23 protein-coding genes are annotated in these 22,153 nt (G+C 76.0%); 11 read left to right on the top strand and 12 right to left on the bottom strand.

Annotated features, from left to right (window positions below):
- The first annotated feature begins 132 nt into the window (after positions 1–132).
- Together ACH436_RS05885 and ACH436_RS05880 are read left to right on the top strand one after the other, a co-directional pair.
- Positions 133–2,601, top strand: a complete 2,469-nt coding sequence (locus ACH436_RS05885) for a molybdopterin oxidoreductase family protein (protein ID WP_430559262.1) — start codon at positions 133–135, stop codon at positions 2,599–2,601.
- Positions 2,598–3,131 (top strand): hypothetical protein, encoded by a 534-nt coding sequence (locus ACH436_RS05880; RefSeq protein WP_430559261.1) that lies wholly within the window; start codon positions 2,598–2,600, stop codon positions 3,129–3,131. Before ACH436_RS05885 ends, ACH436_RS05880 begins: the two co-directional genes overlap by 4 nt.
- Positions 3,132–3,197: 66 nt before the next feature.
- On the opposite strand, the gene ACH436_RS05875 is transcribed toward ACH436_RS05880, so the two are convergent.
- Positions 3,198–3,371, bottom strand: coding sequence for a hypothetical protein (locus tag ACH436_RS05875; RefSeq protein WP_430559260.1), 174 nt, complete (start codon positions 3,369–3,371; stop codon positions 3,198–3,200).
- 150 nt (positions 3,372–3,521) lie between these two features.
- On the opposite strand from ACH436_RS05875, the gene ACH436_RS05870 reads away from it, so the two are divergent.
- A complete protein-coding gene (locus ACH436_RS05870; protein WP_430559259.1) occupies positions 3,522–4,091 on the top strand; it encodes a DUF2231 domain-containing protein in 570 nt (189 codons plus the stop codon).
- Positions 4,092–4,097: 6 nt separating this feature from the next.
- Here ACH436_RS05870 and ACH436_RS05865 read toward each other — a convergent pair whose 3' ends face one another.
- Positions 4,098–4,760 carry a PAS and ANTAR domain-containing protein gene (locus ACH436_RS05865; protein WP_430559258.1) on the bottom strand — a complete coding sequence of 221 codons (663 nt, stop codon included), beginning with the start codon at positions 4,758–4,760 and terminating at the stop codon, positions 4,098–4,100.
- Between the two features lie 397 nt (positions 4,761–5,157).
- Here ACH436_RS05865 and ACH436_RS05860 point away from each other — a divergent pair, with 397 nt between their 5' ends.
- From ACH436_RS05860 to ACH436_RS05850, 3 genes are all read left to right on the top strand, one after another.
- Complete coding sequence (locus tag ACH436_RS05860; RefSeq protein WP_430559257.1) at positions 5,158–6,357, top strand: alcohol dehydrogenase catalytic domain-containing protein; 1,200 nt, start codon at positions 5,158–5,160, stop codon at positions 6,355–6,357.
- Between the two features lie 71 nt (positions 6,358–6,428).
- Positions 6,429–7,043 (top strand): TetR/AcrR family transcriptional regulator, encoded by a 615-nt coding sequence (locus ACH436_RS05855; RefSeq protein WP_430559256.1) that lies wholly within the window; start codon positions 6,429–6,431, stop codon positions 7,041–7,043.
- Positions 7,040–7,726: a hypothetical protein gene (locus ACH436_RS05850; protein WP_430559255.1), complete on the top strand. Its 687-nt coding sequence runs from the start codon at positions 7,040–7,042 to the stop codon at positions 7,724–7,726. Before ACH436_RS05855 ends, ACH436_RS05850 begins: the two co-directional genes overlap by 4 nt.
- On the opposite strand, the gene ACH436_RS05845 is transcribed toward ACH436_RS05850, so the two are convergent.
- The 6 genes from ACH436_RS05845 to ACH436_RS05820 form a co-directional block, all read right to left on the bottom strand.
- Positions 7,711–9,297, bottom strand: coding sequence for an NAD-dependent epimerase/dehydratase family protein (locus tag ACH436_RS05845; protein WP_430559254.1), 1,587 nt, complete (start codon positions 9,295–9,297; stop codon positions 7,711–7,713). The genes ACH436_RS05850 and ACH436_RS05845 overlap by 16 nt on opposite strands.
- A 102-nt stretch (positions 9,298–9,399) precedes the next feature.
- Positions 9,400–10,512, bottom strand: coding sequence for an aromatic acid exporter family protein (locus tag ACH436_RS05840; protein WP_430559253.1), 1,113 nt, complete (start codon positions 10,510–10,512; stop codon positions 9,400–9,402).
- A complete protein-coding gene (locus ACH436_RS05835; protein WP_430559252.1) occupies positions 10,509–10,937 on the bottom strand; it encodes a PRC-barrel domain containing protein in 429 nt (142 codons plus the stop codon). Before ACH436_RS05835 ends, ACH436_RS05840 begins: the two co-directional genes overlap by 4 nt.
- Positions 10,934–11,323: a hypothetical protein gene (locus tag ACH436_RS05830; RefSeq protein WP_430559251.1), complete on the bottom strand. Its 390-nt coding sequence runs from the start codon at positions 11,321–11,323 to the stop codon at positions 10,934–10,936. Before ACH436_RS05830 ends, ACH436_RS05835 begins: the two co-directional genes overlap by 4 nt.
- Positions 11,320–12,549, bottom strand: coding sequence for an NRAMP family divalent metal transporter (locus ACH436_RS05825; protein ID WP_430559250.1), 1,230 nt, complete (start codon positions 12,547–12,549; stop codon positions 11,320–11,322). The genes ACH436_RS05830 and ACH436_RS05825 overlap by 4 nt, the downstream gene beginning before the upstream one ends.
- Positions 12,546–13,058 (bottom strand): hypothetical protein, encoded by a 513-nt coding sequence (locus ACH436_RS05820; RefSeq protein WP_430559249.1) that lies wholly within the window; start codon positions 13,056–13,058, stop codon positions 12,546–12,548. The genes ACH436_RS05825 and ACH436_RS05820 overlap by 4 nt, the downstream gene beginning before the upstream one ends.
- Before the next feature lie 186 nt (positions 13,059–13,244).
- Here ACH436_RS05820 and ACH436_RS05815 point away from each other — a divergent pair, with 186 nt between their 5' ends.
- The 4 genes from ACH436_RS05815 (at position 13,245) to ACH436_RS05800 (ending at position 17,510) form a co-directional block, all read left to right on the top strand.
- Positions 13,245–13,850 (top strand): DUF4956 domain-containing protein, encoded by a 606-nt coding sequence (locus ACH436_RS05815; RefSeq protein ID WP_430559248.1) that lies wholly within the window; start codon positions 13,245–13,247, stop codon positions 13,848–13,850.
- On the top strand, positions 13,847–14,656 hold the full coding sequence (locus ACH436_RS05810; protein ID WP_430559247.1) for a polyphosphate polymerase domain-containing protein: 810 nt from the start codon (positions 13,847–13,849) through the stop codon (positions 14,654–14,656). Before ACH436_RS05815 ends, ACH436_RS05810 begins: the two co-directional genes overlap by 4 nt.
- 46 nt (positions 14,657–14,702) lie before the next feature.
- Positions 14,703–16,505 (top strand): carbohydrate-binding domain-containing protein, encoded by a 1,803-nt coding sequence (locus tag ACH436_RS05805; protein ID WP_430559246.1) that lies wholly within the window; start codon positions 14,703–14,705, stop codon positions 16,503–16,505.
- Positions 16,506–16,601: 96 nt separating this feature from the next.
- Positions 16,602–17,510: an NAD-dependent protein deacetylase gene (locus ACH436_RS05800; protein WP_430559245.1), complete on the top strand. Its 909-nt coding sequence runs from the start codon at positions 16,602–16,604 to the stop codon at positions 17,508–17,510.
- Between the two features lie 9 nt (positions 17,511–17,519).
- On the opposite strand, the gene ACH436_RS05795 is transcribed toward ACH436_RS05800, so the two are convergent.
- Genes ACH436_RS05795 through ACH436_RS05780 form a run of 4 tightly spaced genes read right to left on the bottom strand, consistent with a single transcriptional unit; the run spans position 17,520 to position 20,492 of the window.
- On the bottom strand, positions 17,520–18,452 hold the full coding sequence (locus ACH436_RS05795; protein WP_430559244.1) for a DUF4097 family beta strand repeat-containing protein: 933 nt from the start codon (positions 18,450–18,452) through the stop codon (positions 17,520–17,522).
- Positions 18,449–19,111, bottom strand: a complete 663-nt coding sequence (locus ACH436_RS05790) for a response regulator (RefSeq protein WP_430559243.1) — start codon at positions 19,109–19,111, stop codon at positions 18,449–18,451. Before ACH436_RS05790 ends, ACH436_RS05795 begins: the two co-directional genes overlap by 4 nt.
- The gene (locus tag ACH436_RS05785; RefSeq protein ID WP_430559242.1) at positions 19,099–19,956 is read right to left on the bottom strand and encodes a sensor histidine kinase; all 858 of its coding nucleotides are present in this window, start codon (positions 19,954–19,956) and stop codon (positions 19,099–19,101) included. Before ACH436_RS05785 ends, ACH436_RS05790 begins: the two co-directional genes overlap by 13 nt.
- Complete coding sequence (locus ACH436_RS05780; protein WP_430559241.1) at positions 19,905–20,492, bottom strand: sensor domain-containing protein; 588 nt, start codon at positions 20,490–20,492, stop codon at positions 19,905–19,907. Before ACH436_RS05780 ends, ACH436_RS05785 begins: the two co-directional genes overlap by 52 nt.
- Positions 20,493–20,601: 109 nt before the next feature.
- Here ACH436_RS05780 and ACH436_RS05775 point away from each other — a divergent pair, with 109 nt between their 5' ends.
- Entirely contained in the window at positions 20,602–22,140 is a 1,539-nt protein-coding gene (locus tag ACH436_RS05775; protein WP_430559240.1) for a phytoene desaturase family protein, read from the top strand.
- Positions 22,141–22,153 lie beyond the last annotated feature (13 nt).

Genomic DNA, 22,153 nt, shown 5'->3' with positions numbered 1-22,153 from the left:
ACCTTCACGCTAGCGCGGCGGGCCACGGACGGCCACCGGGCGACCCGACCGGCGACCGCAGCGCCGCCGGACTAGCGTCGACAGGGCCGGTCAAGGCGCGGCCGGCCGTCCTCCGCAGGAGAGGAGGCCCCGGTGGTCTCCATCGACCGGGTGGCGCAGCCGTGGGGCACGCGCACCCCGTACGGGCCGGGCGAGACGTGGCCCGCACGCGTCGACACGTTCCTCGTCGACGACCTCGACCCGGGCGACGTCGACCGCTGGGTCCCGTCCGCGTCCGTGCTGCACTCCAACGGGGACGCGCTCGACATCGCCGTGAAGGACGGGCGGATGGTGGGCGTCCGGGGCCGCGCCGGCGACCGGGTCAACCACGGGCGGCTGGGGCCCAAGGACCTGTACGGCTGGCAGGCGAACGCCTCCCCCGACCGCCTCACCCGCCCCCTCGTGCGCCGCGACGGCCGCCTCGTCGAGACGTCGTGGGACGACGCGATGGGGCGCGTCGTGGCGCGCACGCGCACGCTGCTCGACGAGCAGGGGCCGAGCGCGCTCGGCTTCTACACCTCGGGCCAGCTGTTCCTCGAGGAGTACTACACGCTCGCGCTCGTGGCCCACGCGGGGCTGCGCACCAACCACGTGGACGGCAACACGCGGCTGTGCACGGCCACGGCGGCGGAGGCGCTCAAGGAGTCGTTCGGCTGCGACGGCCAGCCCGGCTCGTACAGCGACGTGGACCACGCCGACGCGATCGCGCTCTTCGGGCACAACGTGGCCGAGACGCAGGCGGTGCTGTGGACGCGCATGCTCGACCGGCTCGCCGGGCCGCGGCCGCCGTCCCTGCTGTGCGTCGACCCCCGGGAGACGCCGGTCGCGCGGGCCGCGACCGTGCACCTCGCGCCCCGCCCGGGCACCAACGTGGCGCTGCTGAACGGCCTGCTGCACGAGGTGCTGGCGCGCGACTGGGTGGACCACGACTACGTCCAGGCGCACACCGTGGGGTTCGCCGAGCTGGAGCAGCAGGTGGCCGCCTACCCGCCCGACGTCGTCGCGCGGGTCTGCGACGTGCCGGAGCGCGACCTGCGCGTGGCGGCCGAGCTGGTGGGCACGGCGGAGCGCCTGCTCTCGACCGTGCTGCAGGGCTTCTACCAGTCCCACCAGGCGACGGCGGCGGCCGTGCAGGTCAACAACCTGCACCTGGTGCGCGGGATGCTCGGCCGCCCGGGCGCGGGGGTGCTGCAGATGAACGGGCAGCCCACGGCGGAGAACACCCGCGAGTGCGGCGCCGACGGCGACCTGGCGGGGTTCCGCAACTGGGCGAACGACGCGCACGTCGCCGACCTCGCCCAGGTGTGGAACGTGGACCCCGACGACATCCCGCACTGGTCCCCGCCCACGCACCTCATGCAGATGCTGCGGTACGCCGAGCAGGGCTCGCTGCGGCTGCTGTGGGTGCAAGCGACCAACCCGGCAGTCTCGCTGCCCGAGCTGGCGCGCGTGCGCTCGACCCTCGCGCAGGACCGCCTCTTCCTGGTGGTCCAGGACATCTTCCTGTCGGAGACGGCCGAGCTGGCCGACGTCGTGCTGCCCGCCGCCGCCTGGGGCGAGAAGACCGGCACGTTCACCAACGCCGACCGCACCGTGCACCTCTCCGAGCGCGCGGTGGACCCGCCCGGCGAGGCACGGCCGGACCTCGACATCTTCGTCGACCTCGCCCGCCGCCTGGGGCTGCGGGACAAGGACGGCGGCCCGCTGGTCCCCTGGTCCGACCCCGAGGCGGCGTTCGAGGCGTGGAAGGAGTGCTCGCGCGGGCGGCCGTGCGACTACAGCGGCCTCACCTACGCCCTGCTGCGCGAGGGCGGCGTGCAGTGGCCGTGCACCGCCGACGCACCACGGGGCACCGAGCGGCTCTACGCGGACGGACGGTTCTGGGCCGCGCCGGACACGTGCGAGAGCTACGGCCGCGACCTCGTCACCGGGGCGCCCGTCGAACCCACCGAGTACCGCGCGCTGAACCCGGACGGCCGGGCCGTCATCAAGGCGGCCGCGTACCTGCCCCCGCACGAGGAGCCGAGCGCGGAGTACCCGCTGCTGCTCACCACCGGCCGCACGCTGTACCACTTCCACACCCGCACCAAGACGGGACGGGTGGCCCAGCTGAGCGCCGCCGCCCCCGACGTCTGGGTGGAGCTGAGCCCGGACGACGCCGCCGCGCACGGGCTGGCCGAGGGCGACGTCGCCGCGCTGACCACGCCCCGCGGCGGGATCGAGGCGCGCGTACGCGTGGGCGGCATCCGGCGCGGCGTCGCCTTCGTCCCCTTCCACTACGGGTCGTGGGACACCGGGCCGCGGCCGGACGGGTCGACGGGCCGCGCCGCCAACGAGCTGACGCCCACGGACTGGGACCCCGCCTCGAAGCAGCCCCTGTTCAAGGCCGGCGTCGTGGCCGTGCGCAAGGTGCGCGCCGGCACGGGCCCCGCGCCGGCCCCCACGACGACCGCCTCCGCACCCCGCGGGGCCGACGTCCCGCCCACCGTGGGCGGGGACGACGCGCTGAGCGACGAGGACCTGCCCCCGGCGCACGGGCGGACCGGGAGGAGCGCGACATGAGGATCGGGACCGCCCTTCGCGACCTGGAGCGGTCGGAGCGTGGCCTCGCCCACGGCCTGGAGCACCTCGCGGACCGCCACCGTGCCGAGCACGAGGTGTGCCACGTCGCGCACGACCTCGCCGGCTGGTCGCGCGTCCACGCCGCCGACGTCGCGGCTGCGGCGGGCCGCTACGAGGATCCGCCCGAGACGGCGGCCGGGCCGGGGGAAGGCCTGGGCCGCGCGCTCGGGGGCACGCTCGCGGGCGTGCTCGACGACCCGCTCGCAGAGCTGGGCGCCCCCGTGCCCGACGTCGTCGAGCCCGGGACCCCCGCGACGGACGGGCTCGCGCTCCTGCGCGACCTGCGTCTGGTGGCGATGCACGCCTACGGCGTCTCCACCGAGTGGGAGATGGTGGCACAGGCGGCGCAGGCCGTGCGCGACCACGACCTGCTGACGCTGTGCCAGCGGTACCACCCCGGGACGCTGCGCCAGCTGCGGTGGGCGAACGCGACGATCAAGGTGCTGTCCACCCAGGCGCTGACGTCGTGACCCGACGCCACGGGGGTGCGTGCGTCCCCCGCGCGGCGTCGTCGTCCGGCACGTCGCCGGGCGGCCTCACCCGGCGTCGAAGCGGTCCTCGCCCTCCTCGTCGGGGTCGTCCTTCGGCTTCTCGCCGGGCACGGCCTCGACGTCGGCGGCGCGCCCGTCGTGCACGGCGCGCTCGCGCTCGGCCTGGTGGCGCGGGTCGTCCTGGTCCGCACGGTGCTGCTCGGTGGGGTTCTCGCTCATGCCGGCCAGCCTGCGGCGGGCGCGACGTGCACGCACCCCGGCCCCGCACGCGCCCGACCCGGGACGGCGAGCATCCGGTCCCCGCCCTACGGTCGAAGGGCGGCGTCGAGCAGGAGGCGCCGTCCCCGACGACGTCGCCCAGGAGGCACGATGCCCGCGCACCGGTCCGCCAGCCCGTCCCCCGACCTGCCGCTGCCCCGGCTCGCCACCGAGCTCGAGCGCGCGGAGCGCCTCGACCCGTTGGCAGGCGTGTACGACCGGATCTCGCGCGCCGTGGTGCCCTCGGCCGGGCGCGTGCGCGACGAGCTGCGGGGCCGCTCCGTCGGGCACCCCGTGCACAGCGTGCTCACCGACCTGCCGATCGGACTGTGGGCGAGCGCGGTGGCGCTCGACCTCACCCGGCCGCAGGGTCACGCCGACGCCGCGCGCCGGCTGGTCGGCCTGGGGGTGCTGGCCGCGCCGCCGACCGCGCTGACGGGCCTGGCGGACTTCCGCGCCCTCAGCGTCCCCGCCCGCCGCGTGGCCGTCGTGCACGCCACGTGCAACGGCGTCGGGACGCTGCTGGCCCTCGCCTCCTGGCGCGCCCGGCGCGCCGGCCGTACCGGGCTCGGCACCGTGCTGAGCCTGGTCGGCATGGGCGCCGTCGGCGCCGGCGGGTACCTCGGGGGCCACCTCGCGCAGGCGATGCGTGAGCCCCGGCACGTGCCCGGGGCGGGGTGAGCGCCCCTACCGCATGCGGCGCTCGGACCGGTTCGTGAGCAGGTCGGCCATGGTCTCGGCGATCTGGCGCATGTCGCCGTTGCCGCTGCCGGCGAGGGCCACGACCCGGGCCGAGATCTCGCGCAGCGGCAGGTTGGAGTGGTTCGAGGCCTCCCGGAGCCACTGGAACGCGCCGTCGAGGTCGGTGCGGAGCGCGCACATGACGACGCCCTTGGCCTGCTCGATCGTCGCCCGGTGGGCGGCGGACGCGCGGATGCTCGCCGTAGCACGCACGTCGGCGATGCGGGCGACCGCCGGGGTGACGTCGGTGAAGTAGCCGACCAGCTCGCAGACGGCTCCCGTGAGGTCGGTGCGCCCCTCCCCGACGACGGCGAGGGTCCGCTCGTCCCCGTGGGCGTCCATGATCCGGTGCACGCTGCTGAACGGCTCGCCGGTCGCGCAGGCGTGCCGCAGCACCTGGCTCACGCGGGCCCGGTCGTCCGGGTGCTTGTGCGCCAGGATGAGCTCGGTGGTCGGGACGACCTCCCGGGGCTCGAAACCGTGGATGCGGTAGGTCTCGTCGGACCACCACCACAGGCCGGTGGTCAGGTCGTGCCGGTATCTCCCGACCGGATGGCTGGCGCCGAGGGCCAAGGTGCCCTCGATGTCCCACGGAGCGATGTCGGTCATGTGGTACTCCCGTCCGGCGTGATGCCGATTGAGCTGAGCCGCCTCATGACTCACCTCGACCGTAGCCCTCTTCCTCCTGGGGCGACAGTCACGCAGGTCGGCCCCTCGCAGGGACCCTCCGAGACCGCTCCGGCCTCGGGGTGCGACCATCCCGCGCGAGCGGGCAGCATCGTGGTACGGCGGTCGTCCGCGGCCGTCGTGGGCCGGATGTCCAGCAGCGCGGCACCCGGTTCCCCCTGTCCCCCGATGTCCACCCACGCGACCCCGGTGCCCGCGGCGGTGCACCGCTCTCGCGCAGCGCCGGGTGAGCAGGACGGCACGGTGGTTCACTGGCCGGGTCGGTGCAGCAGCTCGCCGGCCCCGGGGCCGTGAGGCCCGGCGGCGGAAGGACAGCACGGTGCGCGCACTGACCTGGCAGGGCAAGGAGCACGTCAGCGTCGAGGACGTCCCCGACCCGGGGATCGTCGAACCCACGGACGCGGTGGTACGCGTGACGTCCACCGCGATCTGCGGGTCGGACCTGCACCTCTACGGCGTGCTCGGGATGTTCCTCGACTCCGGCGACGTGCTGGGGCACGAGGCGATGGGCGTCGTCGAGGAGGTCGGCGCCGACGTCGAGCACCTGGCCGTCGGCGACCGCGTGGTGGTGCCGTTCGGCATCGCGTGCGGACGGTGCTGGATGTGCGAGCGCGGGCTGCAGAGCCAGTGCGAGACGACGCAGGTGCGCGACCAGGGCAAGGGCGCGGCCCTGTTCGGGTACACCCGGCTCTACGGCCAGGTGCCGGGCGGGCAGGCGCAGTACCTGCGCGTGCCCCAGGCCCAGTACGGCCCCGTCGTCGTGCCGGACGACGGCACGCCCGACGAACGGTGGCTCTACCTGTCCGACGTGCTGCCCACCGCCTGGCAGGCCGTGGAGTACGCGGACGTGCCGCCCGGCGGCAGCGTCGTCGTGCTGGGGCTGGGCCCGATCGGCCAGATGGCCGCGCGGGTGGCCCTGCACCGCGGGGCGAGCACCGTCGTCGGCATGGACCGGGTGCCGGAGCGTCGGCTCATGGCGCAGCGGCACGGCGTCATCACGTTCGACCCGGCAGAGCGCGGGGTCCGCACGGCGGTGCGGGAGCTGACCGACGGCCGCGGCCCCGACTCCGTGGTCGACGCCGTCGGCATGGAGGCGCACGGCTCGCCGCTGGCGGAGACGACGCAGAAGCTCGTGGGGCTGCTGCCCGACGTGCTCGCCGCCCCGCTGACGGAGAAGGGCGGCGCCGACCGGCTCGCCGCGCTCCTGGCGGCCGTCTCGCTGGTGCGCCGCGGCGGCACCGTGTCGCTCTCGGGCGTCTACGGCGGCGCGAAGGACCCGCTGCCGCTGATGCAGATCTTCGACAAGCAGCTCACGATCCGCACCGGTCAGGCGAACGTGCGGCGGTGGACCGACGACCTGCTGCCCCTCGCCGCCGACCCCGCCGACCCGCTCGGCGTCCTCGACCTGCGCACCCACCGCCTGCCGCTGGAGGACGCGCCCGAGGCGTACCGCACCTTCCAGCGCAAGGAGGACGGCTGCATCAAGGTCGTGCTGGACCCCTGGGCCGACGCGGCCTGAGCCCTCGGGCGGTTCGCGGGGCCGATGTTACTAGTAGTAACATTGGCCCCCGTCGAACCCCGGAGGCCGCCATGCCGCACACCCCTCGCGTCCCGGACCATCGCGTCCCGAACCCCCGCGTCCCCGCCGCCGAGCGGCGCGCCATGCTGGTCGCGGCCGGGGTCGAGATCGCCCGCGCCGAGGGCGGGCGCGCCGTGACCCTCGCGCGCGTGGCCGAGGCCACCGGGGTCACCAAGCCCGTCGCGTACCGGCTGTTCGACTCGCTGGCCGACCTGCTCCTCCAGATGGAGCGGCACGTGCTGGCCGGGTACGAGACCGTCGTGACCGGGGCGCTGGAGCGTGCCGCGGCCCGCGGTGCGTCCCGCGCGGAGCTCCTCGGCGTCCTGGCGGCGGCCTACGTGGACCACAGCCTGGGAGCGGGCGAGGTGTACGACACGGTGTCGGCCGCACGCACCGCCGCGGAGCACGTCGACCAGCACGTCTTCGAGCTGCCCGCCTCCGCGCCGCAGCTCGCCGAGGCGCTCGGGATACCGCCGGACCGGCGGACCGGGACGCTCGTCGCGTTCCTCGGCGCGGCCGACAACCTCGTGGCCGCCGTCCAGGCGGGCGTGCTCGACCGGGACACCGCCGTCGACCACCTGGTCGCGCTCTTCGCCCCGCAGCTGCCGGCGGGCGGGCGTCCGTGAGCACGCTCGCGGTGGTCGGCAGCGTGCTCGGTCTCGGCGTGGCCGGGCTCGACCCGTTCGGAGCGCTGCTCGTCGTCCCCGCCCTGGCCGCCGGCGCCCGGCGCCGCGTCGTCCTGCTCTTCTTCGCGACGGCCTGGCTCACCACCGTGCTGACCGGGCTCGTCCTCGGCGAGTCGGTGCAGCACGTCGTGGCGTGGCTGCGCGACGCCGTGAGCGTCCCCGACCCGGTGCGCCTCGCGGCCCAGCTCGTGGCGGCCGGGGGTGCGGGCTTCTGGGCCGCGCGTCGCTGGGCGCGCCGGCACCGGCCCGCCCCCGGACGGAGGCGGTCCGTCCTCGCCGGGCCCGTGGCGATGTCGCTCGCGGGCACCTTCTGGGGCGTGTCCGCCCTGAGCGACCCGACGTTCTACGCGCTGGCCACGGTGGGCGCGAGCGCACCCTCGCTGCTCGCCGGCGCCGCCGTCTTCACGGGCTGGTTCCTGGTCAGCCAGGCACCCCTGTGCCTGGTCGTGCTCGCCCTCGCGGCAGGGAAGGACTCGCCGCCCGTGCGCCGCGCCGTCGAGCTGGCACGCCGGACGGCGGGCCCCGCCGGGTACGTGCTGACCGCGCTGCTGGCCGCGACGGCCGTGCTGCTCGTGGCCAGCTCCGTCACGTTCCTGGTGGGTGGGGCCTACTGGCCCGTGTAGGTCTCGCGGAACGCCCGCCCGCGCGCGTACTCGTGCAGGCGGTCGAGGGTGGCGAGCTGGCGCTGCGCGCGCTCGGCGAGCTCGCGGAACTGCGCGGGGTCGAGGCCGAGCTCGGCGGCGTGCTCCTCCAGCGTCTGCCAGCCGCCCAGCTTGCCCACCACGGCGGACCGCATGAGCTCCGTCTCCAGCACCACCGACATCGGCGACCGTTCCACCACGCGCCCGTTGAGCTTGAGCCGGCCGAGCCGCTCGGCCACGCCCGCCAGGAGCTGGCGGTGGCGTCGGCGCGGCAGCCCCAGGGCCCGCAGCAGCCGCACGTACAGCTCCCGCTCGCCGCGGATCTGCTCGGCCACCTCCACCAGCTCCGCGTGCAGCGGCAGGTCGGCGTAGTCGCCCACCATCCGCTCGATGCGCCCGAGGCCGGCCGTGGCGCCCGTGAGGTGGTCCGACAGGTACAGGCCGAGGAGCTCCCGGTCCACCTGCGGGGGCACCGCCGGGTCCGCGCCGCGCAGCGGCAGCGTGGAGGCGCCGGCGGGCCGGGTCGCCGACGGCCGCAGCGGCGCGGAGGCGAGGCCGCGCCCCTCGGCCATCCCCGCGACCACCTCCTGGAGCGCGTCGGCCGCCGACGTCCGCGCCCGCCAGTCGAGCTCCGTGACCGCCCGCATCGTGTCCATGACCGGGGCACCCATGGCCATGTCCACCCAGCCCGGGTCGGCGGCGACGACGCGCGCGGCGTACGCGAGGGACACCGTGGCGCGCACGGCCGCGGGCGGCACCTCCACCAGGCGGCCGTGGTCCACCAGGCGTGCGAGGTCGGCGCCGCGCAGCAGGTCGTCCGCGGCCACGTTGAACGCGCCGCCCGCCCGGCGCAGCAGCACCCGCCGGTAGGCGTCCGCGGCGTCGTCGGCGTGCACGGCCTGGAGCCGCAGCCCCGCCGGCAGCGGCAGCAGCGGCGGGCGCCCGCGCCGCAGCAGGCCCACCGGCAGGAGCCGGCCGACGAACAGCCGCGTCACCTCCGCGCCCGCGTCGCCCTGGAAGACGAGCGCGGTGCGCAGGCGGGCGACGGTCACCTCCGGGTGCTCACGCTCCAGGTCGTCGAGCACGTCCTCCTGCGCGGCCTTGTCGACGCTGTAGTGCGAGGTCGGGATGCCGTCGGCGGGCCAGTGCTCGCCGCGCGGCACGTCGTCGTCGACCGGCGCGTACACGCCCACCGAGGACGCCGCGACGAGGTGCGGCACGCCGGCCGCGACCACGGCGCGCGCCACCCGTCGCGTCCCCTCGACGTTGACGGCGCGCAGCAGGTCGCGGTCCCGGTTCGGCTGGATCAGCCAGGCGAGGTGCACGACGGCGTCGGCGCCGCGGAACAGGCCCGTGAGCTGCGCGACGACGGCCTCCTCGTCGTCGTCCGCCAGGTCCACGGCCGCCCACTCCGCGTGCCGGTACGGCTCGGCCGTGCGGTCCGGCAGCCGCCGGGCCACGCCCAGCACGGACGTCACCTCCGCCTCGTCCGCGAGCGCACGCAGCACGGCGGTCCCGACGTTCCCGGTCTGTCCGACGACGACGATGCGCATGCCCCACACCGTGGCACCAGGTCCCGATGCACGCAGGGCACGGGGCCGTCCCCGTGCCCGGGCCGGGCTGGGCAGGGATGGGCCGGGAGGGGCAGGGCCGGGTCACGCCTCCAGGGCGTCGGCGCTGCGCCGCAGCACCACCACGAGCGCGGCGGCGACGAGATGGTCCTCGCCCGAGCGCTCCCGGGCCGCGCGGACGTCCCCGGGGAGCTCCTCGATCCTTCGCGCCAGGCGCGCGACGGGGTCGTCGGTGCCCGCTCCGGCCTCGTCCCCGGCGTCGGCTCGCGAGCGGTCCCCCACGCCGGCCCCCGCGTCAGCCTGCGCCCGCAGCACCTCCGCGAGGGCGCGCAGGGCCGAGGCGAACTCCGGACGCAGCTCGGGCCCGAGCGCGACCGTGTCCAGGTCCTCGCGCTCCCACGTGACGAGCAGCCGCACGATCTCGTCCATCCCCTCCGCGGTGATCCCGAGGGCCTCGACGCGCGCGGCCTGCGCGGTCGCGCGGGTGCGGTGCCGACGGGCTCGGAGGTTGCCGCGCGACGCCTCCGACGTGTGGGCCACCTCGGCGCGGGCGCGCTCGATCGTCGGGCGCAGGCCGGCCCTGCGACGTTCCCACTCCTCGGGGGCCAGTGGGCCGCGGTGCTCGAGCCATTCGGCCAGCGCCTCCGCCTGCTCCGCGAGCGCGTCACGGAGACGGTCGAGCGCCGCCTCCGACGGCGAGATCGGCAGTGGCGGCCAGACCGCGTTGACGCCCACGCCGATCGCCGCCCCGACGAGGACGAGCCCGGCGAACGCCCCGACGTACTGCGCCTCCTCGCCCTGGCCCAGGATGAGCACGAAGAGCGCCGCGTTGGCCACCCAGGTCCCCATCTGGCCCAGCGCCCGCCACCCCGCGCAGAGCATCGCGACGCCCACCACCAGCGCGACCGAGAGCGCGCTGGGCGACATCACGGTGTCCACGGCGAGCGCGACGGCCGCGCCGAGCAGCAGCGCACCCACCGCCTGGGCCGACTCCCGCACCGACCGTGCCAGCGTGCTGGTCGTGGCGACGACGGCGCCGAGCGGGGCGTAGTAGGGGTACTCGGAGAACGGCGGGGGCACGATCATCCCCACGCCCCACGCCAGGGCCGCCGCGACCGCGCCGCGGAGCGCGAGCGACCAGCGCGGGTGCAGGTGCCAGACGCGGTACGCCTCCCCCGGGAAGCGTCGTGCGCTCATCCGAGCTCCGGCGGCAGCTGCGCGTAGCCGGGCGCGAGCCGCACCCACGGCGTCGGGCCGTCCCGCCCCGCGTCGAGGGCGGCGACGTGCTCCCACCGCACGAGGAAGGTGCCGCGGTGCCGGCGGCGCACGAGCTGCGGGACCGGCCACGGCGACCGCACGTCCGTGCGCTCGTACCCGTGGAGCGACCCCGCCCCGCGCGGCCCGACCAGCAGTCCGACCAGCCGCGCGCCGCCGACGGCGTCACGGCGCGCCTGCGCGCTCAGCGGCGCGTCGTGGCCGGCCTCCTCCCGGTCCTCGCCCGAGCCGGGACCGCCGTCCTGCTCGTCGACGACCTCGAGGGCCAGGCGGACGTCGACGACCACGCCGAGGGCGGCGCCGTCGGGCCCGAGCACGCGCGCGTCGAGGAGGTCGCCGACGTTCATGCGCCGGCCTCCGGGTCGTGCCTGCCGCCGGGGATGCGGGCGATCAGCCGCTCGCGGACCCAGTGCTCCACCCAGTCCGCATCGAGGGCGTCGGAGGAGACGGTGAGCTCGATCGCGGTGCCCAGGTGCCCGACGTCGTCCCACGCGATCGACGTCATCCGCGACCGGGGCACCTTTCCACCGAAGAGGCGGGTCGCGAGCACGGGCCCGCCGAGGATCGCCGCGACGTGCACCTCCTGGCCGGCGACGACCTCCCCGCCGTCGGGGCCCGCCAGCTCCAGGTCGTCGACGGTGCTCACGGGCTCGCCGTCGACGTCGAGCACCTGGCGGCTGAGCAGGTGCAGGCGCGCGTCGACGAGGCGGGTCTCGCTCCTGCGCCCCGTCATGAGCCCGCTCCCGTCGCGATCATCAGCGGGATCGCCGCGAGCGCCGCGGCGACCACGACCACCAGGTACACCGTGCCCAGGGCGTTGACCACCCGCCCGTTGACGTGCTCGCCCATGTACTCCGGGTCGTTCGCCACCACGAGGATCGGCACGTACGTCAGGGGCAGCGCGACGGCGGAGAACACCACCGACATCTCCGTCACGGCCACCGGGTCCACGCTGGTCATGAGGATCCCGACGGCGAGCAGCAGCGCCACGATCATCGTGAGGTGGAAGCGCGCCGCCCGGGCGGGGCGGCGGAACTTGCCCCACGACCAGCCGAGGTACTGCGCCAGCGTGTACCCGCTGGACAGGGCGGTCTCCAGCGCGGCGCCGAACGTCGCGGCGACGATCCCGACGATGACGACGGCGAGCAGCAGCACGCCGCCGGCCTGCGCCACGGGCAGCACGATCTGCGAGAGCGAGGAGACCTCGATGCCGGCGGGCAGCAGCACCACTGCCGCGCAGGCGGCGATCGCGAGCGACAGCAGCCCGCCGAGCGGGAACCCGATGAGCACGTTGGCGCGGTTGGTCGACAGGTCCTTCGCCGTCCAGCGTTCCTCGACCGCGCCGGAGGAGAAGAAGAACACCTCGTAGGGGGTCATCGCCGCGCCGAACAGCGCCACCGCGTAGTACCAGTAGGTCGCCGGCGACTCGGTGCCCGGCGGTGACGGCGGCACGGCCTGGCGCAGCAGCTCGCCCCAGTCCGGGCCCAGCAGGAACAGCGCCACGCCGAACCCGACGAGCAGCAGCCCGAGCAGGCCGGCGACGTTCTCCAGGATCTGGAACTTCACGCGCCAGAGCACGAACCAGACCGCGAGCGCCGCCACGGGGATCCACAGGCGGGGCTCGACGCTGCTCGCGAGGTTCAGCGCGAGCGCGATGCCCCCGACCTCCGCGGTGAGGGTGAGCAGGTTGATCGCGAACGACGCCGCGAGGTTCGCTCCGGCGGCGCGCGGGCCCATCCGTTCGCGGATGATCTCGAAGGTGGCGCGGCCGCTCACCGCCGCCACCCGGCCGGCCATGCTGGCGAAGAGGCAGATGCCGACGATCCCGACCAGCACGACCCAGGCGAGCGACATGCCGAACCGGGAGCCGACGACGGCGTTGGTCACGAGGTCGCCGATGTCGACGAAGCCGCCGATGGCGGTGAGGATCCCGAGGGCCGCGGCGAGGAGCTTCTTCATGGGCCACCCGCCTCGGCGAGGGCGGCGTCGGTCGTGTCGAGCGCGGTGGCGAGGTCGGAGAGCAGCTCCTCGGCCGAGGCCGGCACGTCCTGGGCGCCCGCGACGTCTCCCCCGGACCGGGCCGCGACCCAGGCCCGCGCGGCGACGACGGCGTCCGACACGTCGCCCACGGCCTCCAGCCCGGCCGTCCGGTGGTCGGAGGACGCCGCGTCGGGCGGCACGAGGGTGGTGAGCGCGAAGTCGGCGTCGTCCAGGGTGTGGAGCTGGTCCAGCAGGGTGGTGTCCGCCACGGGGCCGGTGATGCGCCCCTGGTCCAGCAGCTCGACGGCGAGCCGTGCGGTCTCGCCGGCCGAGCCGGCCTCGGCGAGGGCGTCCGCGACGGCCCCGGTCGCCTGGCCGGGCTGCTGCCCGCTCGCGACGCACCCGGTCCCGGCCAGCAGGGCAGCGACCACCACGGCGAGGACGCGGCCACCGGCCCCGAGCCGTCGTCGTCCTGTCTGCTGCGTCACGTCCTGATGATCGGCACGACCCGCGGGTGCCCGCACGTCGGGCCTGCTCGGCGACGTTCCCAGGGTCCGCCCACCGCTCCTGGGCGACTCCCAGGACTTCCTCAGCCCCCGCCTGAACACGAGGTGTCTCCTAGGTGTCCTGCCCACCCACGGACCGCCACCGGTCCACGACATCCCGGAGCCCCGATGCCTCCCGCAGCCCTGTACGCCGTCGACCTCGTCGCCGTGTCGATCCTGACCTTCGCCCTCTACTTCCCCCGGCACCGGCGCCGCGACCTCGTCGTCGCGTACCTGGGCGTCAACGTCGGCGTGCTCGCGGTGTCGGCGGTGCTGGCGTCGAGCTCGATCGCCGCCGGCCTCGGGCTGGGGCTGTTCGGCGTCCTGTCGATCATCCGGCTGCGGTCCGACGAGCTGTCCCAGCGTGAGGTCGCGTACTACTTCGCGGCGCTCGCCCTCGGCCTCCTGGGCGGGCTGGGCACGTCGGGCGGCTGGCTCGGCGTGGCCGGGTCGGCCCTGATCCTCGTGGTCATGGCCGTGGCCGACCACCCGCGCCTGCTGGCGCGCCACGCCTCGCAGACGATCGTCCTCGACCGCGCCGTCGTCGACCGGGACGAGCTCACCGCCCACCTCGAGGCGCTGCTCGGCGCGCGCGTGCGGTCGGTGTCCGTGCAGGAGATCGACCTCGCGGACGACACCACGCGCGTCGAGGTCCGCTACGACCTCCCGTCCGGCGGCGCCCGGGCTGCGGCGCCGGCCGCGGTGCCCGACGACGCGATGGCGGTGGCCCGGTGAGCGCCGAGGCCGTCGTCGCCCGCGGCCTCGCGGACGCCGCGCCCGTGACGCTCGCCGAGCTCGACGCCACGGCCGCGCTGCAGACCCGCGTGGACCGCAAGTACGTGCTCACCCCCGCCGAGGTCGCCACCCTGCTCGCCACGCTCGCCCCGCGCGAGCCGCGGGTGCTGGAGATCGACGACGAGCGGTCGTTCACCTACGCCTCCACCTACTACGACACGGCCGACCTGCTGACCTTCCGGCTGGCCGCGCGCCGTCGTCGCCGGCGGTTCAAGGTCCGCACGCGCACCTACGTCGACACCGGGAACACCACGTTCCTGGAGGTCAAGACGCGCGCCGCCCGCGGGGTCACCGTCAAGGAGCGGCGCCCGTGGGAGCCCGCGGCCCCGCTCGACGGCGAGGGCCTGGACTTCGTCGACGACCGGCTCGCCGCAGCCCGCCTCGACGCCCCGCCGTCGGCGCAGCTCTCCCCCGTGCTGCGGTCCGCGTACCGGCGCACCACCGTGCTGCTGCCCGACGCCCGCCTCACCCTCGACACCGGGCTGCGGTGGCGGCTCGCGGGGCCCGGCGCCACCACCGGGACGGCCGGGACGTCTGGCACGGCCGGCACCGCCGACGTCGGCGACCTGGTCGTCGTCGAGACCAAGGCCGGCACCGCACCGTCGTCCGCCGACCGGGCCCTGTGGCACGCCGGCCACCGCCCCGACCGCATCTCCAAGTACGCGACCGGGCTCGCCACCCTGCGGCCCGACCTGCCCGACCATCCCTGGCGCCGGCTGCGGCGCGAGCGGCTCGCTGCCGCCTGACCGCGACGCCACCCACCCGACCCCACCAGCGAAAGAGGACCCCACCATGCGCATCCCCCGCCCGCAGAAGCTCTGGACCCGTGCCGTGGCGCTCGCCGCCGCCGGCACGCTGACCGTCGGTGCGCTCGCCGCGTGCACCGCCGGCACCGACGGCGCCGACGGCGCCGCGACGTCCGACAGCACCACCACCACCCAGGTGTCCGCGACGGACAACTCCGGCCGCTCCGCCCAGGACGTCCTCGCGGAGAACCTCTCGTCCGAGGAGACGGCGGCGCTGGCCGACGCGACCTGGGACACGGCCGACGAGGTCGCCGTCTCGCTCGACGGCGACACTGCGTCGGCCTCCGGCGACGGCGTCACGGTCGACGGGTCGACCGTGACGATCACCCGGCCGGGCACGTACCGGATCTCCGGCACGCTCGACGACGGCCAGGTCGTGGTCGACTCGTCCGCCGACGGCGTCGTGCGCCTCGTGCTCGACGCCGCCGACGTCACCAGCTCCACCGGCGCCGCGATCGACGTGCAGGACGCCGACCAAGTGTCCGTCGTCCTCGCCGACGGCTCGACCAACCGGCTCGAGGACGCCGCCGAGTACGCCGACACCACGTCCGACAACGCGGCCAACGCCGCGCTGTACTCGACCGCCGACCTGGCGATCTCCGGCAACGGTTCGCTGGAGGTGGTCGGGAACGCGAACGACGGCATCACCGGCAAGGACGGCCTCGTGATCGCGTCCGGCACGATCACCGTCCAGGCCGCCGACGACGCGATCCGCGGCAAGGACTACCTCGTCGTCTCCGGCGGCACGATCGACGTCACCGCCGGCGGCGACGGGCTGAAGTCCGACGCCGACGACGACGCCACCGCCGGGTACGTCGCGCTCACCGGCGGCGACGTCACCGTCGAGGCCGGCTCCGACGGCGTGCAGGGCTTCACCGACGTCGCGATCACCGGGGGCACGCTCACCGTGACCGGCTCCGAGGAGGGCATCGAGGCCGCGACCATCGCCGTCTCGGGCGGCGACATCGACATCACCTCCACCGACGACGGTCTCAACGCGACCGTCAAGGAGGCCGAGGACGACACGGCCACCGAGAGCTCGGCCGACGCCACGACGGGCGACGCGACCGACACCACGACCGACGGCACGGCGGACGACCAGCAGGCGCAGCCGGAGCCGCCGGCGGACGACGAGATGCCGGCCGGCGAGCCGCCCGCTGACGGCGAGATGCCCGAACGCCCGGCGGACGGAGAGATGCCGCAGGGCGGAGGCGGGGGCGGGGGCGCGCCCATGGACCAGGTCATGGAGGGCGCGTCGATCACGATCACCGACGGCACGCTGCACGTGGACGCCGAGGGCGACGGCCTGGACTCCAACGGCGTCGCGGAGATCAGCGGCGGCACGATCGTCGTCGAGGGCCCGACGAACGGCGGGAACGGCGCGCTCGACGTCGCGGGCGACCTGGACGTCACGGGCGGCACGCTGCTGGCGGTGGGCTCCTCGGGCATGGCGCAGGCTCCCTCGGAGGGCTCGTCGCAGGGCTGGGTGGCGCTCACCGCCGACTCCACGCTCGAGGCCGGCACCGAGGTCGCGGTCGTGGACGCCGACGGCACGCAGGTCGCGACGATCACGCTCTCGAAGACCGCCCAGTCGGTCGTGTACTCCGGCCCGGAGATCACCGACGGCGCCACGTACACGCTCACCGCGGACGGCGAGGAGGTCGGCACCGCCACGGCGGGCGAGGCCCCCGCGGGCGGCATGGGCGGCGCGCCGTCCGGCACGCGGGACGAGCAGGGCGCGCAGACCGACCAGTCGTCGTCGAGCACCGCCGACACCACCACGAGCTGACCGCGAGGTGGTCCGCACCCCGCCGAGGTAGTTCAACCCTCGGGACTACCTCGCGGGGGACGGTGCCCGGGGGCGGAGCGACGTACGCTCGAAGGCGTGCAACCCGTGCCCCGGCCGCTCGCCCCGACCTACCAGGACCGGCGGTGGGAGCTCCCGCCCGACGCCGTCGTGCACCACGGCACGGTGGACGACGCCGTGCGCGTCCTGGCGGGCGGCACGGTGACCGCCCTGACGGGCGCGGGCGTGTCGACCGACTCGGGGATCCCGGACTACCGCAGCCCCGACTCGCCGAAGCGCGCGCCGATGACGTACCAGCAGTTCGTGGCCGACGAGGCCTTCCGCCGCCACTACTGGGCCCGCAACCACGTGGGTTGGCAGGTGGTGCACCGCACCGAGCCGAACGCCGGGCACCGCGCCCTCGCCCGGCTGGAGGACCGGGGCGTCGTGCGCGGCGTCATCACCCAGAACGTGGACCTGCTGCACGAGGACGCGGGCTCGCGCCACGTCATCGACCTGCACGGCCGCTACGACCGCGTGATCTGCCTGCAGTGCGGGCGCGTCATCAGCCGCGCGCACCTGGCGGAGCGGCTGGACGCCCTCAACCCGGGCTTCGTCGAGTCGCTGCTCGACGACGGCGCGACGGTCGCGGACATCGAGACCGCCCCCGACGCGGACGCCGTCATCGAGCAGACCAGCCACTTCGTGCCGGCGCCGTGCGAGTTCTGCGGCGGGGTGCTCAAGCCCGAGATCGTGTACTTCGGCGAGAACGTGCCGCGCGAGCGGGTGCAGCGCGCGTACTCCCTCGTGGACGACGCCGACGCGCTGCTCGTCGCGGGCACGTCGCTGACGGTGATGAGCGGCCTGCGGTTTGTGCGGCACGCGGCCAAGGCGGGCAAGCCGGTCGTCATCGTCAACCGCGGCGAGACGCGCGGCGACCCGCTCGCCACCGTCAAGGTGGACGACGGCGTCACCGAGACGCTCGTCGCGCTGGCCGACCGGCTCTGACGCGGTCCGTCACCGGACCAGGTAGGAGACGTCCCCGTTCGACGAGCGGATGTCGACGGTGCGGCTCGACGCCGGGTCGGTGGGGCCCTCGATCGTCTGGCTGCCGTTCGACGTGTCGATCAGCAGGTTCACGGGCTCGCCGTCACCGATCACCGTGACCTCGCCGTTGCTGGACTCGGCGCGCACGTCCCCGCCCGCTCCGACGACGTCGACCGTGCCGTTGCTGGAGATCGCGACCACCGACCCGGCCACGCCGTCGGCACGGACGTCGCCGTTGCTGGACCCGGCGTCGAGCGTCCCGCCCACGTCGGTCACCTCGACGGCCCCGTTGGACGAGCGGACGTCCACGTCGCCGCCGGCGCCGCTGACGACGACGTCGCCGTTGCTGGACGTCACGTCCAGGCGCCCGCCGATCCCGGTGGCCTCCACCGCACCGTTGGACGACGCCAGCTCGACGTCGCCGGCGACACCGCTCGCCCGCACGTCCCCGTTGGAGGAGCGGACCACGACCTGCGTGTCGGCGGGGAGCGTGACGTCGAGCCCGCCCCCGCACCGGGACGCGACCCAGAGCCAGCGCACGCACTCGTGCGTCACGACGAGCCGGTCGGCCGACTCCTGCGCGCGGTAGGTCGGGCCGGTCAGCCCGGAGTGCGCGACCCGCTCCACCTCGACGTCGCCCTCGGCGACCGCCACCGTGACATCGGCGTCGGCCACGAGCTCCACCGTCCCGGCGGCCGGGTACGACTCGTGCGTCGTGGTCGTGCGCGCCATCGCGAGGTCGACGAGGAACAGCGCCACCCAGAGCACGACCACGAGCCCCAGCACGACGCCGACGACCAGCAGCACGCGGCCGGTCGCGCTCCGCCGCGGGGCGGGCGGCTGCCCTGGAGGCGGGTACGCGGGCTCGTAGGCGGGCTGGTACGTGGGCTCGGTGCCGGTCATGGTCGTGCTCCGTTCTCGTCGAGCCACCGCAGCACGGCGAGCACGCGGCGGTTGGCGTCGGCGTCGGGCGGGAGCCCGAGCTTGGTCAGGATGCTGGTGACGTGCTTCTCGACGGCGGGCATGCCGACGACGAGGCGGTCCGCGATCGCGGTGTTGGAGCGGCCCTCCGCCATGAGCGCGAGCACCTCGCGCTCGCGACGGGTGAGCTGGTCGAGGTCGGAGCGGCGGCTGCGGGCGATCACCTGCGTGACGACCTCCGGGTCGATGACGGTGCCGCCGGCGGCCACCCGGTCGACGGCGTCGAGGAACGCGTCGACGTCGGCCACCCGGTCCTTGAGCACGTACCCGAGCCCGCGGGCCCCGCGGGCGAACAGCTCGGCCGCGTACCGCTGCTCCACGTACTGCGACAGCACGAGGACCGGGAGCTCGGGGTGCAGGCTGCGCAGGTGGAGGGCGGCCCGCAGGCCCTCGTCCGTGTGGGACGGCGGCATCCGGACGTCGGTCACCAGCAGGTCGGGCAGCGCGGCGCCGGGCCGCGAGAGCGCGGCGACCAGCTCGTCGGCGGTGTGGTGGCCGGTCACCGTGTGGCCCTCCGCCGTCAGCAGCCGGGTGAGCCCGTCCAGGAGGAGCACGGAGTCCTCGGCGATCACGATGCGCACGGCACCTCCACGGTGAGTCGGGTGCCCGCGCCGGGCGGGCTGATGAGGTCGAACGCGCCGTCGAGCGCGGCGACCCTGCCCCGCAGGCCGGCGAGGCCGCTGCCCGGTGCGGGTTCGGCGCCGCCCTTCCCGTCGTCCTCGACCACGACCCGCAGGCGCGCCGCCGGCCCGGCGCCCGCGGGGTCGTCGCGGTGGTCCACGATCTGCGCCCGCACCACGACCGACGACGCCTGCGCGTGCTTGGCCACGTTGGTCAGGGCCTCGGCGACGACGAAGTAGGCGGCCGCCTGCGCCGCCGGGTCCGCAGCGGTGAGGTCCGTCTGCACGTCGACGCGCACCGGGACGGGGCTGCGGGCGGCGAGCGCCGAGAGCGCGGCGTCCAGCCCGCGGTCGGACAGCACGGCGGGGTGGATCCCGCGCACCAGGTCGCGAAGCTCGGCCAGGGTTCCCTTGACCTCGTCGTGCGCGTGCTCCAACGCGGCGGCGGCGGTGGCGGGGTCACGGTCGGCGGCGCGCCGCGCGACCCCCAGCTCGACGCCCAGCGCGACGAGGCGCTGCTGGGCGCCGTCGTGCAGGTCGCGCTCGATACGACGGCGCTCGGAGTCCGCGGACGCGACCGCCTGCGAGCGCGTCTCGGCGAGGACGACGGCGCGCTCACGCGCGGCCCGCGCCTCCTGCTCGGCCACCGCGGTCCGGGCGCGGGCGACCTCGGACGCCGATGGCCCGAGCATCGCGGTCGCCAGCCGGACCACGAGCAGCGTCGCGTACTGGGCGAGCACCGCTGACGCCCAGATCAGCGCGACCGCCAGCGCCAGCGCGGCGACCAGCACGACCACCCAGGGCACGCCGACACCCAGCCGCTCCGTGACGCCGCTGCCGCCGTCACGGCCCCGACGACGACGAGGGCCACCGCGCCGGCGGCGAGGGTCGCGACCAGCAGCAGGCCGACCGTCACGAGCAGCGTGCCGAGCAAGGCGTAGCTCGCCGCGGCCCAGGCCCGCGGGTCCCGCAGGGGTGCGACCAGCAGGGTCCACGCGCGGCCCCACGTCACCGGCCCTGTGGCGGGCGGCGTCGGTGACGGGATCACCACGTCGGTCTGTACCGCGATCCGGCCCCGTTCGACCGTGGCGAACCACCGCGCGACGAACAGCGACGCCGCCAGGCCCGGCAGCCCGATCCCGAGGGCCGGCACCAGCAGGGCGCAGAGCAGCACCGAGACCCACAGGACCGTCCCGGCCATGAGAAGCCAGCCGGACCCGACGGCGAGCTGGGCGAGGGCCCGGAAGGTGGCCGGGTCGACGGGCGCACGCAGCAGCGCGGCCCGCGAGCTCAGGGCCGGGGCGGCGTCCACGCCGTGCGCGGCGGCGTCCGTGCTGGTCATGCCCTCGAGACTAGGCTGCAAGGTGTCGGCCGGACAGCCCGCGCCCCCACGTCCTCAGGGTAGGGAGATCCCACGCCGGGGGCGCCCGCCGCGGCCGGAGGGAGGCAGCATGCTGGACGCCGTCGTGGTCGGGTCGGGACCCAACGGGCTCGCGGCCGCGGTGACCCTCGCCCGCGCCGGGCTGTCCGTCACGGTCCTGGAGGCGAACGCGACCGTCGGCGGCGGGGCGCGCACCCTCGGGCCCGGGGACGAGCACGGCGACGGCGGCGACCCGCTCGCGGGCCTGCCCGCCGGCGTCGTCCACGACCTGTGCTCGGCCGTGCACCCGATGGCGTGGGCGTCGCCGTTCTTCCGCGCCTTCGACCTGCGCGCGCACGGCGTCGAGCTCCGCACGCCGGAGGTGTCGTACGCGCAGCCCCTGCCGGGCGGGCGGGCCGCCATCGCATACCGGGACCTGGGGCGCACCGCCGAGCGCCTCGGCCCCGACGGCGCGGCGTGGCGCTCCCTGCTCGGCCCGCTGGCCGAGCAGTGGGAGGCCGTGGTGGCCCTCGGCATGGGCGCCCACCGGTCCGTCCCGCCGGGGGTGCTCGACGCGGCCGACCCGCTGCGGGCCGGGGCGAGCGCCGTCCGGTTCGCCCTGGCGCTGCTCGAGCAGGGCACGCGGGCGTGGGACGGCCGGTTCTCCGGCGACGGCGGCGCGCTGCTCACCGGTGTCGCCGCGCACACCATCACCCCGTTGCCCTCGCTGTCCGCCGCCGGCACCTCGCTGCTGCTGGGCGCGCTGGCGCACGCCACCCCCGGCCGGGACGGACGGTTCGACGGCGGCTGGGCGATCCCGCGCGGCGGGTCCGGCGCGATCGTCGCGGCCCTCGTCGCGGACCTGGAGGCGCACGGGGGCACGGTCGTGACGGGCCACCGGGTGCGCACCGCGGCGGACCTGCCCGCCGCGCGCGCCGTCCTGTTCGACACGACGCCGCGCACCCTGCTCGGCGTGCTGGGCCCCGCCGTCGCGCCGGGCCTGCGCCGCGCGCTCGGGGCGTTCCGGCACGGCAACGCGGCCGCGAAGGTGGACTACGTGCTGTCGGGTCCGGTGCCGTGGGCGGACCCCGAGGTCGGACGGGCGGGCACCGTGCACGTCGGCGGCACGCGCGCCGAGATGGCCGCGGCGGAGAACGCCGTCGCGGCCGGGCGGCACGCGGAGCGGCCCGTGTGCCTGGTCAGCGACCCGACCGTCGTCGACCCCTCCCGCCGCGTCGTGGCCGGGGACGCCGAACTGCGGCCCCTGTGGACGTACACGCACGTGCCCGCCGGCTCCGACGTCGACGTCACCGGGACCGTCACCGCGCAGATCGAGCGGTTCGCGCCCGGGTTCCGCGACGTCGTCGTGGCGAGCCGCGCGATCCCGGCCGCCGCGATGGCGGAGCACAACCAGAACTACGCCGGCGGGGACATCTCCGCCGGCGCCGCGACGATGTGGCAGATCCTCGCCCGCCCCACCCTCCGCGCGAACCCGTACCGCGTGGCCGGCGGCGTGTACCTCTGCTCGGCGTCCACGCCCCCCGGCCCCGGTGTGCACGGCATGGGCGGCTGGCACGCGGCACGCCGCGCCCTGCGCGACGTCTTCGGCGTCCGCCTCGCGGCGCTGTGACGGTCCGCGCCGG

Origin of the sequence: Isoptericola sp. NPDC019693, assembly GCF_044389085.1 — a bacterium.
In the GTDB taxonomy this organism is placed as follows: domain Bacteria; phylum Actinomycetota; class Actinomycetes; order Actinomycetales; family Cellulomonadaceae; genus Isoptericola.
The sequence above is the reverse complement of the archived record's forward strand: the minus strand, read 5'-3'. Positions and strand labels throughout refer to the sequence as shown.